At 52.0% G+C, this 16,358-nt stretch carries 11 protein-coding genes; 5 read left to right on the forward strand and 6 right to left on the reverse strand.

Going from position 1 to position 16,358, the window contains the following annotated elements:
* Positions 1 to 13 precede the first annotated feature (13 nt).
* From ACTJIK_RS24795 to ACTJIK_RS24805, 3 genes are all read right to left on the reverse strand, one after another.
* Positions 14 to 2,461, reverse strand: a complete 2,448-nt coding sequence (locus ACTJIK_RS24795; protein ID WP_440650243.1) for a TonB-dependent receptor domain-containing protein — start codon at positions 2,459 to 2,461, stop codon at positions 14 to 16.
* Between the two features lie 247 nt (positions 2,462 to 2,708).
* Entirely contained in the window at positions 2,709 to 3,374 is a 666-nt protein-coding gene (locus ACTJIK_RS24800; protein ID WP_440650244.1) for a DUF1349 domain-containing protein, read from the reverse strand.
* 179 nt (positions 3,375 to 3,553) lie between these two features.
* Positions 3,554 to 4,108, reverse strand: coding sequence for a GNAT family N-acetyltransferase (locus ACTJIK_RS24805; RefSeq protein WP_440650245.1), 555 nt, complete (start codon positions 4,106 to 4,108; stop codon positions 3,554 to 3,556).
* An 81-nt stretch (positions 4,109 to 4,189) separates the two neighbouring features.
* Between ACTJIK_RS24805 and ACTJIK_RS24810 the strand changes: the two genes are divergently transcribed.
* From ACTJIK_RS24810 to ACTJIK_RS24825, 4 genes are all read left to right on the forward strand, one after another.
* A complete protein-coding gene (locus tag ACTJIK_RS24810) occupies positions 4,190 to 4,804 on the forward strand; it encodes a TetR/AcrR family transcriptional regulator (protein ID WP_440650246.1) in 615 nt (204 codons plus the stop codon).
* A 75-nt stretch (positions 4,805 to 4,879) separates the two neighbouring features.
* Entirely contained in the window at positions 4,880 to 6,232 is a 1,353-nt protein-coding gene (locus ACTJIK_RS24815; RefSeq protein WP_440650247.1) for a TolC family protein, read from the forward strand.
* Between the two features lie 44 nt (positions 6,233 to 6,276).
* Positions 6,277 to 7,332 carry an efflux RND transporter periplasmic adaptor subunit gene (locus ACTJIK_RS24820; RefSeq protein WP_440650248.1) on the forward strand — a complete coding sequence of 352 codons (1,056 nt, stop codon included), beginning with the start codon at positions 6,277 to 6,279 and terminating at the stop codon, positions 7,330 to 7,332.
* A gap of 9 nt (positions 7,333 to 7,341) precedes the next feature.
* Positions 7,342 to 10,401 carry an efflux RND transporter permease subunit gene (locus ACTJIK_RS24825; protein ID WP_440650249.1) on the forward strand — a complete coding sequence of 1,020 codons (3,060 nt, stop codon included), beginning with the start codon at positions 7,342 to 7,344 and terminating at the stop codon, positions 10,399 to 10,401.
* A 1,254-nt stretch (positions 10,402 to 11,655) separates the two neighbouring features.
* Here the strand turns inward: ACTJIK_RS24825 and ACTJIK_RS24830 are convergent.
* Entirely contained in the window at positions 11,656 to 11,916 is a 261-nt protein-coding gene (locus ACTJIK_RS24830; RefSeq protein WP_440650250.1) for an RHS repeat domain-containing protein, read from the reverse strand.
* Positions 11,917 to 11,921: 5 nt separating this feature from the next.
* Here ACTJIK_RS24830 and ACTJIK_RS24835 point away from each other — a divergent pair, with 5 nt between their 5' ends.
* A complete protein-coding gene (locus tag ACTJIK_RS24835) occupies positions 11,922 to 12,131 on the forward strand; it encodes a hypothetical protein (RefSeq protein WP_440650251.1) in 210 nt (69 codons plus the stop codon).
* A 9-nt stretch (positions 12,132 to 12,140) separates the two neighbouring features.
* Here the strand turns inward: ACTJIK_RS24835 and ACTJIK_RS24840 are convergent, their stop codons facing one another.
* Both ACTJIK_RS24840 and ACTJIK_RS24845 read right to left on the reverse strand, forming a co-directional pair.
* On the reverse strand, positions 12,141 to 12,701 hold the full coding sequence (locus ACTJIK_RS24840) for a hypothetical protein (protein ID WP_440650252.1): 561 nt from the start codon (positions 12,699 to 12,701) through the stop codon (positions 12,141 to 12,143).
* Between the two features lie 12 nt (positions 12,702 to 12,713).
* Positions 12,714 to 16,358 (reverse strand): RHS repeat-associated core domain-containing protein (locus ACTJIK_RS24845; protein ID WP_440650253.1); only part of this gene is annotated, 3,645 nt, incomplete at its 5' end.

Raw genomic sequence — 16,358 nt, forward strand, 5'->3', positions numbered from 1 at the left:
TATATGCAATAATTTAAAACCCGTCTCCCCCCATATCACTGCCACCGCCTTCTTCACCGCCTTTCTTTTTCTTGAAAAGGTTGCTGTCCATTTTACCGAAACGCCAGCTTACGTTGAGGCGCAGTTCGCGGCTCACGCGTTTGCGGTAACGTTCTGAATCAGAGAACGAGGTGGTGGTCCAGCTGAGGTCCCGGTCCGTATTGAAGATATCGTTCAGACCAAGGGCCACGGAAAAATTCTTTTTCTTAAAGAAGTCTTTTTTAATAGCCATGTCCACCTGGTATTCCGGCGCTTCTTCGCCCTGCGGCTCAATGCGGCGGCCTTCGTATTCGCCGGTCACCTGGAGTGTCAGGTTCCAGGGGAGCTTCGTGTTGCTGTTCACTTTACCGAACCAGGTGAAGCCAGAATTGTCCAGACCCTCTGCGCTGATCTCGGTTTGCTGCAGGTTCACGTTGGCGGTGATATCCCAGCCCTTGGTGACCTGCGTGCGCACGGTCAGCTCTGCGCCGTAGGAATTCTGCACGTTCGCATTGATGGGATAACTGAGCACTACTTTACGTTCTTGCCCGTCCAGGTTCAGCGTGGTGTCTATGGAAAAATCGGTGATGGCGTTGTTCGTATTGCGGAAATAAACGGACGCCAGCACGTTCACTTTGCGGTCAAAATCTTTGAGGTACGACAGCTCGAAGCTGTTCGTGAACTCAGGCTTCAGCGAAGGATTGCCCCTGCGGCCCGAGTTGGCGTTGTATTCGATGTTCGGCAGCAGGTCGCGGAACCAGGGGCGCTGGATGCGGCGGCTGTAGTTCAGCTGCAGCTCATGGTCGCCTTTGAACTTCTGCGTAAGGAAGATGCTGGGAAACAGCCCGATCGGGTAGTCGATCTCGTAATTGGCGCCTTTCACATTCTTCATTTCACCGCTGTAGAACGACTGCTCCGCCCGCAGCCCAGTCTGGAAGCCGAAGTTCCCGAAGCCGCCGGTATAGCTCACGTACGCGGCATTGATCTGTTCCGTGTAGTGGTAGTTGTTGGACAGGGAAGAATCATACATGAATTCCCCCGTCGCAAAATCCTTCCCGTAGGTGTTCAGCACGTTGTTGAACGTGCGGCTGTTAGTGCGCAGGCCGGCTTCTATCTTCGATTTTTCATTGATCGGGTTCACGAAATCCACCTGCCCGGTGAGATAAGTGGTGTTGCCCACGCTGTTGCCATAACGCAGCTCGGGCTGGTTGGGCGAACTGCTGGGCTGGCCGTTCATATCGTAATACTGCAGGGAATAATTGCTGTTGCCATCGTTGTTGGCGCGGTTGTAGGTGAAATCCGCCGTCAGCTCGCGGCCTTCTTTGGCAAAGGTACGCTTGTAACCCAGCTGGGTAGTATAGTTGCGGAAGCTGTTCTTGTTGTCGTTATTACCGATGCCGTAACGGAGGCGGTTCTTTTGGGCATCCAGGTCGTAAACCGTCTGTCTGTTCAGGTTGTTGAAATCGCCGCCGGTAATGCCCTGCGAAAGGGTGATGGTATTACGGTTGTCTATGAACCAGTCGAAGCCGATGCGCCCGTTCTGGAACCTGCGGCCGAATTCACCGTCCTGGTACTGATCCAGGTAAGTAGTATCGCCGTTTTCCCAGTTTTTGCGCAGCATGTGCTGGGTCATGGGCGAACGCCTGTCCCTGAGGTTATAGTTGAGGAACATGTTGAGCTTCCCCTGGCGGACGTTCAGGTCCACGCCGGCGTTGGAACTTTTGGTGGTGGAATAACCGCCCTGGATGAGGCCGTTGATACCCGCGCGGCGGTTCTTTTTCAGCACGATGTTCAGGATGCCGCTCATGCCTTCCGCGTCGTATTTGGCGGAAGGATTGGTCACCACTTCCACGTTGGCGATGGCGTCCGCCGGTATCTGGTCCAGCGTAAGCGTGCTGGGGCGCCCGTCGATGAAAATGGTGGGGCTGCCGTTGCGGATGGACACGTTGCCGTCTATATCCACATTCACGGAAGGCACCTGCCGCAGCACGTCGGTGGCTGTACCACCCATGCTGGCAAGGTTTTTCTCCACGTTAAACACGCGTTTGTCTATTTCCATGGTAAAGGCCGGCTTCTCTCCCACCACTTCCACGCCTTTCAGGGCCGTGGCAGCGGTTTTGAGGCGGATATTGCCCACGTCGGACCGGCTCTTCACGTTTACCGTGCGAAAGTAGGTCTGGTAGCCGATGAAATAAATTTTCAGGATATAATTACCGGGAGCTATGTTCTTGAAATCGAAATCGCCGTTGCCCCTGGAGAGCATGCCGGTGATCACTGAGCTGTCTGTTGCCTTCAAAAGAGCCACTGAAGCGTATTCTACGGGTTTCCCACTCTGGTCGTCCAATAATTTACCAAGGATCTCTGCCTGGGCGCCGTTGTCCTGGGCTATTGCCTGGGTGCTCATCCACAGAAATCCAGCTAATAAGACTAAATTTTTCCTCATACTTTGTTTGACGTCAAAAAACGATATATCATTCGCGGCCAAATTACGCAATCCACCAGGGAAGGCAGGAATAAATGGATGGGTGGCAAACGGTTACATATCAGCAGTGACGGCCATTCCGGCCGAAATCGTGTTACAACGCGTTTTAGCAGCAGTTTGCAAAGGAAACGGGACCCGCCGGCATTATCCCCGAACGGCGGTTAATCGTGTCGAACGGACAATTATATGATCTGAATCGTTTTTGCTGCTATTCCCCCGTAAAGAAGTTTTTAAACGGCGCGGCGGTATAACGAAGGTCCGAAACGTCCACGGTAAGTCCTTCTCCTTTAGGCGATTGGGCATAGAAGCCGATGCGCAGGTTTTCCGGGTTTTCCAGGGAAAATGTCCGCAGGAGGTTCCAGGTTTTACCATCGGTTGAGTAGTAGAAACAATAGACCTTCCCGGCACGCACGGCTTTGAGATACACTTCGTTCCCGGGAATGGTGCGGTGATAGTTATCGTCTGTAACCCGGTTCCTGACTATGGAAGAGCCGATGGCCACGCTGCCGTCCTCCATTTTTTCCAGCAGCAGCTTGGCCCAGCTGGAAGAATCGGTGTAGAGGAGGATGGCGCTGCCATCGTAGAATTTTCTGAACTGCGGCTTGAGTTTGGCGGAAAAGATAAATGCTGAATCGGGTTTGAACAGCAGCATAGGCACCTGGTGCACGTAATAACTGCCGTCCACGAAACAGTAGAGGTCTGTGCCTTTGGCGGCTTTCATGGTGAAGGAACTGGCTGAGCGGATGTGGAGGTCCGCCGGCTGGGCGTTCCAGCTGAGCGGGTGCGGGATGGATTTGAGTCGCAGGGAATCGGAAGCGCGGGTAACGGAGCTGATGAAGATCAGGGCAAATAAGGCTGCAATCTTGTGAAACATAATTAGTCAGGTTAAATGTGATGTTTAGGAGACGCGGGAGTAGAAATAAAGTACCATTTAAAAGAGTTGCCTGAAATGCTTAACCATAGCGGCGCAAGTCGGCTTACGCACCGGGCCCGGGCTTCAGGCTTGCGTCAGCCTGGAATTTCTATTCACTGAATAAATCTTACATTTTCAATTTACAACACCTTCTGCAAATGATAATAATACCCGCCTGAAAAGGTCACCGTCTTCACCACCCCAAACCCCAGCCGCTCATACAACCGCTGAGCATCCGGGTTTGCGGTGCTCACGAGCAGGCCGGCAAAATCAAGCCGTTCCTGCTTTCCCTTTTCCGCCGCCGCCAGTATCAGCTGCCTGCCGATCCCTTTGCCCTGGCTGGCGGGAGATACCGCGATGCTGTCCAGGTAATATTCTCCCGGCCCGGTTTCATCTTCCGGCTGAAAACGGTGGCCCAGCGACTGTTCTGTATAATCCAGCACCGGCTTGCGCAAAGCGTCAAGTTTCCCGCCGTCGTAGGCGATAATGAGGCCGCCCACGCCTTCCGCATCCTCGTACAGCAGGGTGTTTTCGTAGCTGTACTGGTTGCCGGGCTGGCGGAAAAGCGCTTCGAACACCGGCATGGACAGCAGCGGATCATCATGGCCCGTCAGCTTCAAGGCTATATCCTGCATAGCCAGGAATAAAAGGGGAATACTTGCGGCCGCATCGGCCGGGGTGGCGGGTCTTATCATGCGGCCAAAGATACCGGAAAAATAAATTTGGAATTACTGAACACCGTTCAGTATATTTGCGTCGTAAACATTTTATACTAAATGGGTATATCCGACAGAAAAGAAAGAGAGAAGCAGGAAATGAAGCAGCTGATCATCGATGCGGCGCTTCGGATGTTCGTGGAAGACGGGTATGAAAAGACCTCCATCCGCAACATTGCGGACAAGATCGAATACAGCCCCGGCACGATCTATCTTTATTACAAAGACAAAGACGAGCTGTTGTATGCCGTGCAGAAAGAAGCATTTTCAAAAATGTTCGAAACCTTCCAGCGGGAAGCTACCAGCCGCAGCCCCTGGAAACGCCTGGAGCAGATCGCATATAGTTATGTGAACTTCGGCATCAACCACCCCGACCTGTACGACCTGATGTTCATCATCCGCGCCCCGATGAACACCGCCGAAGAACGCGGCGACTGGGACAATGGCGACGCCTGTTTCAACTACCTGACGGACGCCATCAGGGAATGTATGGAAAAAGGCCTGCTGCGGTATACAGATCCAAGGGTCGCGGCGCTCTCCATCTGGTCCATGGGCCATGGCCTCGTATCCCTCCAGGTACGCTGCCGCTTTAAAGTGATGCAGCTGGCGGATGAACAGATGAGCCAGATGATCAATCTTACGATCAGGGAGTTTTTGAGGACGATCAAGGCATAATACCAAATCATCAGCATAACCAAACGCAATCCACGGATTGCTTTTTTTAAGACACACTACTAAACACCGTTCATTATGTTACCAAAGGTCATAAACCTTATCGCGTTTACCGTCTTGCTGAGTACCAGCGTTTTAGCGCAGGATACAAAACTGGATGCATACATCCGCGAGGGGTTCAACCGCAACCAGGCCATCGCCCGGCAGAATTTCCAGCTGGAAAAAAGCATGATGGCGCTCCAGGAAGCCAGGGCCTATTTTATGCCCACCGCCAGCCTCATCAGCTCCTATACCAAAGCCAGCGGCGGCCGTACCATCGATATTCCCATCGGGGACATGCTCAACCCGGTGTACACCACGCTCAACCAGCTTACCCAAAGCGAAAAGTTCCCGCAGCTGGAAAACCAGTCCATCCAGCTCACCCCGGATAATTTCTACGACGCCAAAGTGCGCACCTCCCTCCCGCTCATCAATACGGAGATATGGTACGCCAAAAAGATCCGGCAGGAAGACATTACCCGCCAGCAGGCCGTGGTGAACGTTTACAAACGGCAGCTGGTGAAGGACATCAAAACGGCCTACTATCAATACTTCCAGGCTACCCGCGCGGTGGACATTTACCGCAATGCCCTGCAGCTGGTGATGGAAAACATCCGCGTCAATAAAAGCATGCTGGACAACGGCATCCGTAACAATACCGCCCTTACCCGCGCCCAAACGGAGCAGCAGCGCGTGGAAGCCTCCATCATACAGGCGCAGAACAACCAGCAGAATGCAAAAGCATACTTCAATTTCCTGCTGAACCGCAGCCTGGAAGATTCCATCCTGCTGGACAGCAGCATTATCAACATCGAAGTCCCGCCACCCGCCGCCGTTCCGCAGCAGCGCGAAGAGCTGGCGCAGCTGGAAGCCACCCATAAAATGGCCCTGCTCGCTGAAAAGAAAGAACGCTCCGCCTTCACGCCGAAAGTGAACACCTTCCTGGACCTGGGCTCACAGGGATTTAATTTCGCGTTCAATAAAGACACGCGGTATTATCTCTGGGGCGTTAATCTTCAATGGGACCTGTTCACCGGCGGTCAGCGCAAATACCGCATCAAACAGGCGGAAGCAGATGCCGCCGTTGCACAGACTGCTTATAACGAAACGCAGCAAGGCATCCAGCTGGAAGTAGACCGGTCCGCCAACAACCACCGCAGCGCCACGGCCAATTTCAGCAGTGCGCGCACGCAGCTGCAGCTCGCGGAAAAATATTACCGAGACCAGTTTAAAGTTTACAAAGAAGGCCAGCTGCTCTACATAGAACTGCTGGACGCACAGAACCAGCTGACCAACGCCCGCCTCCAGCTGCTGCAGGCCTGGGCGCAGGTGCAGATCTCGCAGGCGGACATAGAGCGCGCCCAGGCCGCTTACCCGCTGCAAAACAACTAACGGCCATTTACCTGACACACAAAACGAAATAAAACGCATTCGATATGAAACCGTACCTCCTTCTCCTTTTAGCGGCCCCTGCCCTGCTGAGCGCATGCGGCGGCCATTCCTCCGCCTCCGGCATTCCCGTGCAGGACGCAGTGCCCGTAAAGCTGCTGCCGCTTTCCGCACAGCCCGTTGCCGGCAACATTCCTGTATCCGGCACTTTCACGACAGACGATGAAGTGCTGCTCTCTTTCAAAACCGGCGGCATTATCCAGCGCATACTTGTAAAAGAAGGCGACGCCATTCGCCAGGGACAGACCATCGCCACCCTCAACACTACTGAGATAGACGCAGCCGTGCAGCAGGCGCAGCTCGCTTTCGAAAAGGCCGGCAGGGACCATCAGCGGGCCACCAACCTGTACAACGACAGCGTGGCAACGCTCGAACAGCTGCAAAACGCGCAAACCGCCAAAGAAATGGCAGCACAGCAACTGCGCACTGCGCAGTTCAACCGCAGCCACAGCGTGATCACCTCGCCCCGCAACGGCTTCGTGCTGCGCAAGCTTGCGGCTGAAGGCCAGCTGGTACAGCCCGGCACACCGGTCGTGCAAACCAACGGCGCACAATCCGGCGCATGGCTGCTGCGCACCGGCGTGAGCAACCGCGAATGGGCCGCCATCAGGCTGAACGACAAGGCCACTGTGGAAGTTGAATCCGTTCCCGGGAAAACATTCACCGGCGTGGTTGCCCGCCGTGGCGAAGGCATCGATCCCGCTACCGGCTCATTCATTATCGACATCAGGCTTACCGGTGAAAAACCCGGCAGCATAGCCTTCGGCATGTTCGGCAAAGCAACCGTCGAAACCAGCGGCAAAGGCGGCGATAGCCCGGCAGGCTGGTCCATCCCCTACGACGCCCTGCTGGACGGCGACGGCAGCAACGGCTTCGTGTTCATCACCAACGACGGCAAAACGGCCCACAAAGTGCCCGTTACCGTGGCTGCTATTGAAAAGGACCATGTGCTGATCAGCGCCGGCCTCGAAAATGCAAAACACCTCATCATCTCCGGCAGCGCGTACCTGACGGACAGCAGCACCATCCGTATCATCCCATAAACCGCCGCCATGAAAATATCTGACTACGCCGTAAAGAATTACCAGTTCACCCTGGTGATATTTATAATGATCATAGCGCTGGGCATCAGCACCATCCTGAACATGCCCCGTTCCGAAGACCCGGAGATGCACGCCCCTACTTATTCCGTAGTGGTAGTATACCCCGGCACCAGCCCTAAAGACATGGAAGAGCTGATCGTGGACCCGCTGGAAAAGGAATTCAGCGCCATGGAAAACGTGCTGCGCATCCGCACCAACATCCGCGACGGGCTGGCCGTGTTCCGCATCGAATACAAATACAACAGCAACGTTGAGGATAAATACCAGGAAGTAGTGCGCGTGGTGAACAACAAACGCCGCGATCTTCCGCAGGACAATCTTTTCATTGAAGTGGAAAAATTCCAGCCCTCGGATGTGAACGTGTTGCAGCTCGCCCTCATTTCCGAGAACGCGCCGCGCGACAGGCTGAAGTTCTATGCAGACAAGCTGCAGGAACAGCTGGAACGGGTCACCCAGCTGAAAAACGTGGAGATCTACGGCCTGCCCGAGCAGCAGGTACGCGCAGAGCTCGACCTGGAAAAAATGGCGCAGATGAACCTGCCCGTCAATAACGTGATCTCCAGCCTCCAGAACGAAACGCTCAGCATTCCAGGCGGTAGCGTGGAAGCGGGAAACCGGACGTTCAACATCAAGACCAGCGGCAATTTTCATAGTCTTGACGAAATAAAAAACACCATCGTATACACTTCCGCCGGCAGGAATATTTTCCTGAAAGACATTGCAAAAGTGTATTACGGCTACGCCGACGAAAACTACCAGACCCGCCTGAACGGCTACCGCTGCGTGTTTGTGGCTGCCGCACAAAAAGAAGGCGAGAACATTACCAAAACGCAGACGCTGTACAAGCCCGTGCTGGAACAGTTCCGCAAAACGCTCCCCGCCAATATAGACATGGTGCAGCATTTCGACCAGGCAGACAATGTGAACCGCCGGCTGGGGAGCCTTGGTATGGATTTCCTTTTCGCCATCGGTTTAGTGGCCATTACCCTGTTACCGTTAGGTTACAGGCAGGCCATTATCGTGATGATCTCCATCCCGCTGAGCCTTTCCATCGGCATCATCCTGCTGCAGCTGTTCGGCTACAACCTCAACCAGCTTAGCATCGTGGGCCTGGTAGTGGCATTGGGCCTGCTGGTGGACGACAGCATTGTGGTAGTGGAAAACATCGAACGGTGGATGCTGGAAGGGCATAGCGCCATGGAAGCCACGCTGAAAGCTACCAAACAGATAGGCATGGCTGTAGTGGGCTGTACCGTTACGCTGGTCATCGCTTTTATGCCGCTGGTGTTCATGCCCGAAGGCGCGGGCGACTTCATCCGCAGCCTTCCGCTGGCCGTAATATTCTGTGTGCTGGCGTCTATGGTGGTGTCGCTCACGATCATTCCCTTCCTGACCAGCAAGATACTCAGGCACCATACCGGTCACCCGGAAGGAAATATTTTCATGCGTGCGCTGAAGAAGCTCATCCATGGCAGCTATTCACGTTTACTGGACAAGGCGCTGCAGCGCCCCGCGCTCACCATCGTGGTGACAGTGATCATTTTCGCCGGTTCCATGTTCGTGTTCCAGCTGATAGGTTTCGGGCTGTTCCCGCCTTCTGAAAAGCCACAGTTCCTCGTAAACGTGGAAGCGCCGCCACAGTCGAAGATCGGCTATACCAACAGTATCGTGCGGCAGATTGAAAAGAGGCTGCAGCAGGAAAAAGATGTAAAATTCTTCTCCAGCAACGTCGGCAAAGGCAACCCGAGGATCTATTACAACGTGATCCCGAGGAACGAACAAAGTGAATTCGGACAGGTGTTCGTGCAGCTGGACGAGCATACCAACCCAAAGCGGAAAAGCGAGATCATGGAAAGCCTCCGCAAAGCCTGGACGCCATACCCCGGCGCGAAAGTGGAAGTAAAAGACTTTGAGCAGGGCCCGCCTGTAGCTGCCCCGGTGGAAGTACGCCTTTTTGGCGACGACCTGGACACGCTCCGCCGTCTTGCCGCCAGCGTGGAAACCATGCTGCGGAAAACCAACGGCACCATGTACGTGGATAATCCTGTTGACCTCAACAAAAGTGACATCCGGGTGAACATCATTCCTGAAAAAGCGCAGCAGCTGGGCATTCCATTCGTGCAGGTGGACCGTACCGTGCGACTGGCCGTAGCAGGGCTTACGCTGGGCAAATACACGGACAAGAACAGTAATGAATACAACATCCTGCTCACCCGCATGCGGGAAGGGAGGCCAACGCTGGACGTGTTCCGCAATCTCTACATTAACAATCTCCAGGGCAAAGCCATTCCGCTTTCACAAGTAGCGGAACTGAAGATGGAAACTTCTCCCGTCAACATCAACCACCAGGAAAAACGCCGGGTGGTGGCTGTGAAAGCCTTTGTGCAGCAAGGTTTCCTGCCGGACAGGGTGATCACCGAAGTGATAGGGAAAATGGATGCGATGCAGCTTCCGCTGGGTTACAGCTACGAAATGGGCGGTGAGGTGGAATCGAGGCAGCAATCGTTCGGCGGCTTCCAGAACATCATTCTCGTAACGGTATTTCTTTTTATTGCCGTGCTGATCCTGGAATTCAAGACGTTCAAAAGCACATTGATAATACTTTCGGTGATCCCGCTGGGCATCGTGGGCGCCGCGCTGGCGTTGTGGTTCACGGGGAATTCATTATCCTTCGTAGCCATCATCGGGCTGATCGCGCTGGCGGGTATAGAGGTGAAGAATACGATCCTGCTGGTGGATTTCACGAACCAGCTGCGCGAGCAGGGACGTAGTCTGGAAGAAGCGATACGCGAGGCGGGTGAGGTTCGTTTTCTCCCGATCGTGCTGACCTCTCTTACCGCCATCGGCGGCCTCATTCCCATCGCGATCTCTAATAACCCGCTGATTGCGCCGCTGGCGATTGTGCTCATTGGGGGCTTGATCAGTTCTACTTTATTGTCGAGGATTGTGACGCCGGTGGTGTATAAATTGATACCGCCGAAGGTGGCTGTTAAAGAGGGGTTAAGGTAATCGGCATTTAAGAGAAATGGCTATGTTTATAATAATACGCCCGGATGCTGTGAACATCCTGGCGAGGATCAGGAGGAGTGTCAACTCCAAAGATCCTTGAGTTTTGACGCTAAACTTACCAATTTGATAAGAGCATCCGGGATAACTCCCGGGTGCTTTTTTGAATTTTCGACAACCTCCAAAGCGTTTCGACCCGTTCCCTTTCTTCGTTGAGCGCTATGCCTTATAAGCCCGGAAGAGTGCGCCTTCCCGGTATCGTCAGGCGTGAATGAATGTTTTATCCTTTTCCCCTAACCGTGTTAATTGTTTAATTTATCCCTGAAGGAACAGATTGTTTCAGGGTATCTTGTGCCTGCCCGTTAAAAAATCATTCGCTTGGCCTCCGGATTGTAATGGTTTTCTCCGTTCAATTGCTTCATTTTTCTGTTTGTGCTTCCTTTTTTCTTAGAAATTATTGCCGCAGCTGCTATGCGCGTCTACTGCTGATCAAGTCCGCCTCAAGTCCGTAGTCTCTATGGTTATCAGGTCGTTATACAGTCATTGTGGAAGCATTCATATTCCCTTGCCGCCCGTACAAGGCCCCTCACAAATACAAACCTCAGAATTAAAATTTCTTTTTTTACTGGTTGCTTTTTATCGACAGATAATTCTATATTCTTAGCAATAATTACATCTATTATTGGGTTTACGCTTGGCCGGAAGTACTTTCATCAAATATTCTCATTTGTATTGTTATTGGTTGTTCTGCTTTTTTCTCTTATTAAAAGCAAAAAGGCCAATGATATTTCACTGGCCTTTGATAAAAAATATTTATTTGAGAAGTGGTTTATCCTATTCATCTGTTCAGTTAAAATGTCATTACAAGCTATAACTGTAAATACCAACAAAATCGCAAATGGTAATATCCGTAATGTCTTATTCAAATTAATGTTGACTAATTTTTCGCTAAATTAAAAACCTCCTATTCTAAACCAAAAAGAAGAATTTACAGTTTTATTCCCTGACTTCACTTCTGCTCCCGCGCTTATCTGAACACCATTCTGCTTTGAATTGGAGGTACCAGTAGTAGAACTTACCCCAACCTTAGCTTTCGCACCGCCAAGTTCTGGAGAAGCTATTTCCCCCGTGGCTTTACGCTCGCCGTTACTACTTGCCGACGCCTTCACTTCACCAGTCACCGGAATAACGCCGAACCTAAGCGGAACTTTGACACTCCCTTCTACTAAAGTTACACCATCCGAAAACTCCCTTACCTTACCTTTTCCACTCAATGGCCCTACGCTCACTTCCCCCTTTTGTCTCAATCCCTTCCAGCTCAATATGTGCAGTTACATGATTCTCAGAAAATGCATAAGGAGAGTTATGCGTATAATCAGATGCTAGAGGATCTATTTCAATGAACCTGCCAATCTGCGGATCATAGTCCCTCCACTTAAATCCATACCAGTTCAGGCCCGATTCATCGTCCAACGGCTGCCCCTGGAACTTCTCTTTTTTGTTTTCCAGTTTACCCATGGCCCGTGACCGTGGATTACCTGCTCGGTGGGGCCACCAACATGGTGCTGGATAAAACACTCCTTAAAAGAATGGAAGATATTGAGGCACTCCCGCCTGATGAAAAAGAGAAAGTGTATTACTTCATCGATATGGCTATTGCCTACAACAAAACTAAAAAGCATATTCAGGTAAAGCAAAGAGCCCGCGCGATCTGCGCGGGCTCTTTGCTTTAAAAATTGCTACTAATTTATAAATCTAAACTTGCTTATATATTCATAGAATAAATCAAAATTTTTATCTTCAACATTATAAAGCAAGATAGTTGCATTCCCTCTCTGCATAACTAAGTGCTTTCGATTCCCATTAAAAGGAATAGCTTTTAAGTTATACTTTTCATTCCCTGTCTGCGCCGTCGATTCAATAAATTCATCCAACTGATCTCTCGATGGATTATAAACAGTATCCTGACTAATCTTGTTTTTTTCGAGATTCACTTCTATAAAAATAGTCTGCCCTTTATCATAATAGAAAGAAAAATCAGTAGATCCTATAAACTCATAATATCTAATCTTCTTAGGCAACTTAACTTCAAAAAATTTCGGATAAATCTTTTCCGTATCCCTTGTCAATACTACATTAGATTGGTATCTAAAAACGTTACTGTCAGGATAGAATTTAAAAAAATCATTTTTAGCAGATCCATTGGAATAACTTCTTACTGTATCTACATACCTAGCACAAGAGCTGACAATAAATAGTGATAGATATAAAGATGCTTTTATAACGCCTTTGGTTGTGCACATAACATTGAGTTATTAGTTTTTACTTATTCTCTTAATAATGTCTTTTAAATCGCTAAATCTTATCGTGTTGATCGTCCCACTTGAATTATGGAAACCAACAGTTCTCACATTTACTGAAGTAGAAGTACCTCCAATTGTACCAGAAGGTGGGGGCGTTATTTTTTGCTCATAGCCTAAAACAACTCCTATTCTGGAACCAACACCTGTTTTATCTGCTTCGGAAGGATTTGGAGTTCCTATAGTTTGGTTACCCTGGCTATCTGTTCCATTAGGATGGGTATGTGCATCATAAGAAAGCAAATCGCCCTGCGCTACTAAATCTTGCTTAGCTTCTATTATTTTGCTTGCAGGCACCTGCCCTTCAGTACCTTCCACTGTTTTAGAAACTTTACCCTTTTCACCAACTGCAAAATAATTTTCCTTCCCGTTCGCTTCTGTTTTCGTATAAGCATCCTCCATCTTATCGGCCACTGCTTGAGTAGGCGCATTTATAGCATGCCCTTCTGATATTGCTTTATCCACTTTATCCGCTTTCTGACTATTCGTAAGAACAAGAACCTTATCAGTCTTACCATCATCAACATGCTTAACTTTCTTACCATTTAAATTATAATAGTCTGTGAAAGGCATCCTCCCATCAGGATCTATAAACCTAATCGGGTTATCAAACGCATAATTATAAGGCGAGTGCCGGCGCATCATATCGGCAAGTGGGTCAACGACATGCCAACGGCCTATATGCGGATCATACATCCTCGCCCCATAGTCATACCACTCCAAGCCACTACCACCATTACCGATGAACTCCTTGTTCTGTAGCTCCTTTCCATTGTAGAGGTACTTGTTGGCTAACCGGTTCGGCGCGCTGGTGCTTATTCCCGCCATGGTAAGCCCGTACGGATAATAATGTGTCTCCTCCAGCACCGGTCCGGGTGCGTTCATCACCACCACATTATCAAAGAACACATCCTGCGGGCTTTCATTGCTGGTGTATACATACAGGAAGCCGCTCTTCTCCATCACCATCTTGCCCTGCGCCAACGTCTGCAGCTCATCCGGCGTAGCCTGCACTTGTTTGACCCCGCTGTTGCCTTCCACCAAGTTAAACTGTTCATCGAACAGCACAAAATTCAAATAAGCCCTGGGCCGTTGCGGGTTGGCCGCATCGTTGTCTTTATCCCTGAGCCGCTGGTAGCTGTTGTTAAAGTCGTTGTTGAAGGGCGTGTTGTTCACGGCTGCATTTATTCCAGCACCATGGCCCTGCTGCCCGGGAGTCTGACCGCCCGTGAAGGCGCTGATCAGGGCATTCAGCATATCCTCCGGTGGAGCCATCTTTTTGTTTTGTGGCGTAGGCCCGGATTTATAAAACGCCTTGGCCCCGATCTGGATCGTATCGCCCGCCATCACTTTGAGCACCAGGCTGGGACCGATCTTTTTATCCGGGTTTTCCCCGTTGAGTTTGGCCACAAAGCTGTTCTGCTGCGTGGTGGCGTCCTGCGGATAACCGGTGGGGGTGGAAGTTCGGGTGGCGTCGATGTTGGAGAACAGGGCCGTTTCTTTGGCCGCTGTCTCCGTCTCCATGCTGGCCAGGTAGGTGGCCGTTTCCTGCTCCCCGGTGGTCAGCACCGTACGGATGTTGCCCAGGTGATCTTTGAGGAAGTAATCGTAGCTGTATTCCACCGGCTGGCCTGTGGCATACACCGCCCGGATGCGGCCTTCCTCATGAGAGGCGAACCGCAGGCTGTCCTGTTCATACACCATGCCGCCGATGTAATCGGTAGTCGTCACCTTTGCCGGGGTCACGGTGCTGTCCGTCACCACCTTGCGCTGTTTGATGCCGACCGCATCGTAGAGATAAGCAATATTGCCTTTGCCCAGGATGTGGATATGTTCCGGCAGGTTCAGGTGGTTATAGCGGATGGAATCGATCTGTTTGTTGAAGTCTTTGCGCAGGTTGCCATTATAGTCATACAGGTAATCGATAGTGCCGTTAGTAGCCACTTCCTTAAAATCCCCCAGGGTCGTAGCCGGGTCGTTGGCCCCATCACTCACCGACTGGAGTTTGTTGGAGAGCTGGCTGGCTTCGTAGCTGTAGGTCAGGTTATCGATCACCGGGCTCGTAGTGCCTTTGCGGCCATTCTGCACCATTTTGCGGATGTTGCCATTGGCATCATAGGCGGAGGCTGGATTGACCCCGTCGCCCATGGTGACACTGAAGTCATAATTGGCCGACCGGTCCCAGGTGGTGGAGGTACCTACCTGCTGGTTAAAATCGGCTTTGAGCAGGCGGTTGGCTTTGTCGTAGCCAAAACCATAGGCCCGGGCCACCGGGTCGTTGAAGCCCCGCCATTTGATGCCGGCGATGTTGCCGTTTTTCTGCGTGTTGGTAAAACCATAATCATAGCTCAGCTCCTGGCCGAAGAAGTGGCCGCCGCTGCCGCTGGTCACATAGTCCTTGTTGATGGCGCTGAGCCAGCCGCGGATGTTGTATTTATAATCGAGGGTTTCCAGGTTAGCCCCTGCGCTGTTTTTCAGCGCTTTGCTCGCCAGTTGTCCCAATGCGTCGTAGCTGTTTTGGGCAATGATATGTTCGGTGCCCGTCCCCAGCTGTTTGCGGGTTTCCAGTACACGACCCGCATGATCGTATAGCATCCGGGTAATGAGCCGGGTGGCCGGTGTCACGCTGCTGTACTGGTTGGTATGGTGATGGGCGCTGACCAGCAGCTGCCCGGTAAAATCGTATAGGTTCGTCACCACATCGGTGCCGCCGCCAATATTATCGCCGAGCACCTGTTGCACCCGGCCTTTGTCGTTGTAATAGGTGGTGGTTACCAGCCACTGGTCGGTGTCCAGCACGCGTACCTTCATGCCGGTTACCATGCCTCTGGTGAGACCCGAATGCGCCGTCGGGCGTTCCCCTGTTTGAGTAGGCAGCGGGTCGGGCAGTTCGGTGGCCGTGTAATAGGTAGCTTGGGGGTCTTTTTTGCCCGCATAGCTGTAATCGTCGTAGTGGGTATAGGTGAGGGCGTAGAGTTTGGTAGGGTCCAGGTTGGGCAGCGGGTTGTTGGCGATCACCGTTTCGGTGCGCAGCTGTACAGTGGGGTCGATCTCCAGGGTCACTTCCCCGGTCAGCACCTCGAAGCCCGGCAGGGCGGTCACCGAGGCCCGGCCTTTGTAGGCGCTGCGGCCATCGTGGGTATTGACCACCAGGTCGTTGTCGCCCGGGATGGTTTGGGTGATGGTTTGGGCTGTAGTGGCGGTGGCCAGCTGGCTGCGCAGCGTAGCCACCGGCAGCGTGGTCTGGTACAGCGCCGTCATCGTCGGGCGGTTCAGCCCGTCGTAGAGCGTGGTCAGCCATTGGTTGGTCAGTCGCAGCTGCCCGTCCTGGGCAAACACCAGCCGGTCCCGCACATCATAGACCATCAGCACCGGTTCGGTGCCCGGCATCTGTTTGAGGATCATGCGCTGGCGCGCGTCGTATTCATAACGGAAGCAGAGCTCTTTGCGCAGGGTGGCATCAGCCAGGCTCCAGCCGTTGCTTAGTAATATCTCCACGGCTTTAGGCGGTAACACATAGCGCAGGTTGCCCAGGTCGTCGTACACATAATAGGTGCTCAGCCAGCCCACATGGCCCGTGCCGGGTGTGGCGGCCAGCTG

The sequence above is a fragment of the Chitinophaga sp. 22620 genome (genome assembly GCF_052044405.1).
GTDB lineage: Bacteria > Bacteroidota > Bacteroidia > Chitinophagales > Chitinophagaceae > Chitinophaga.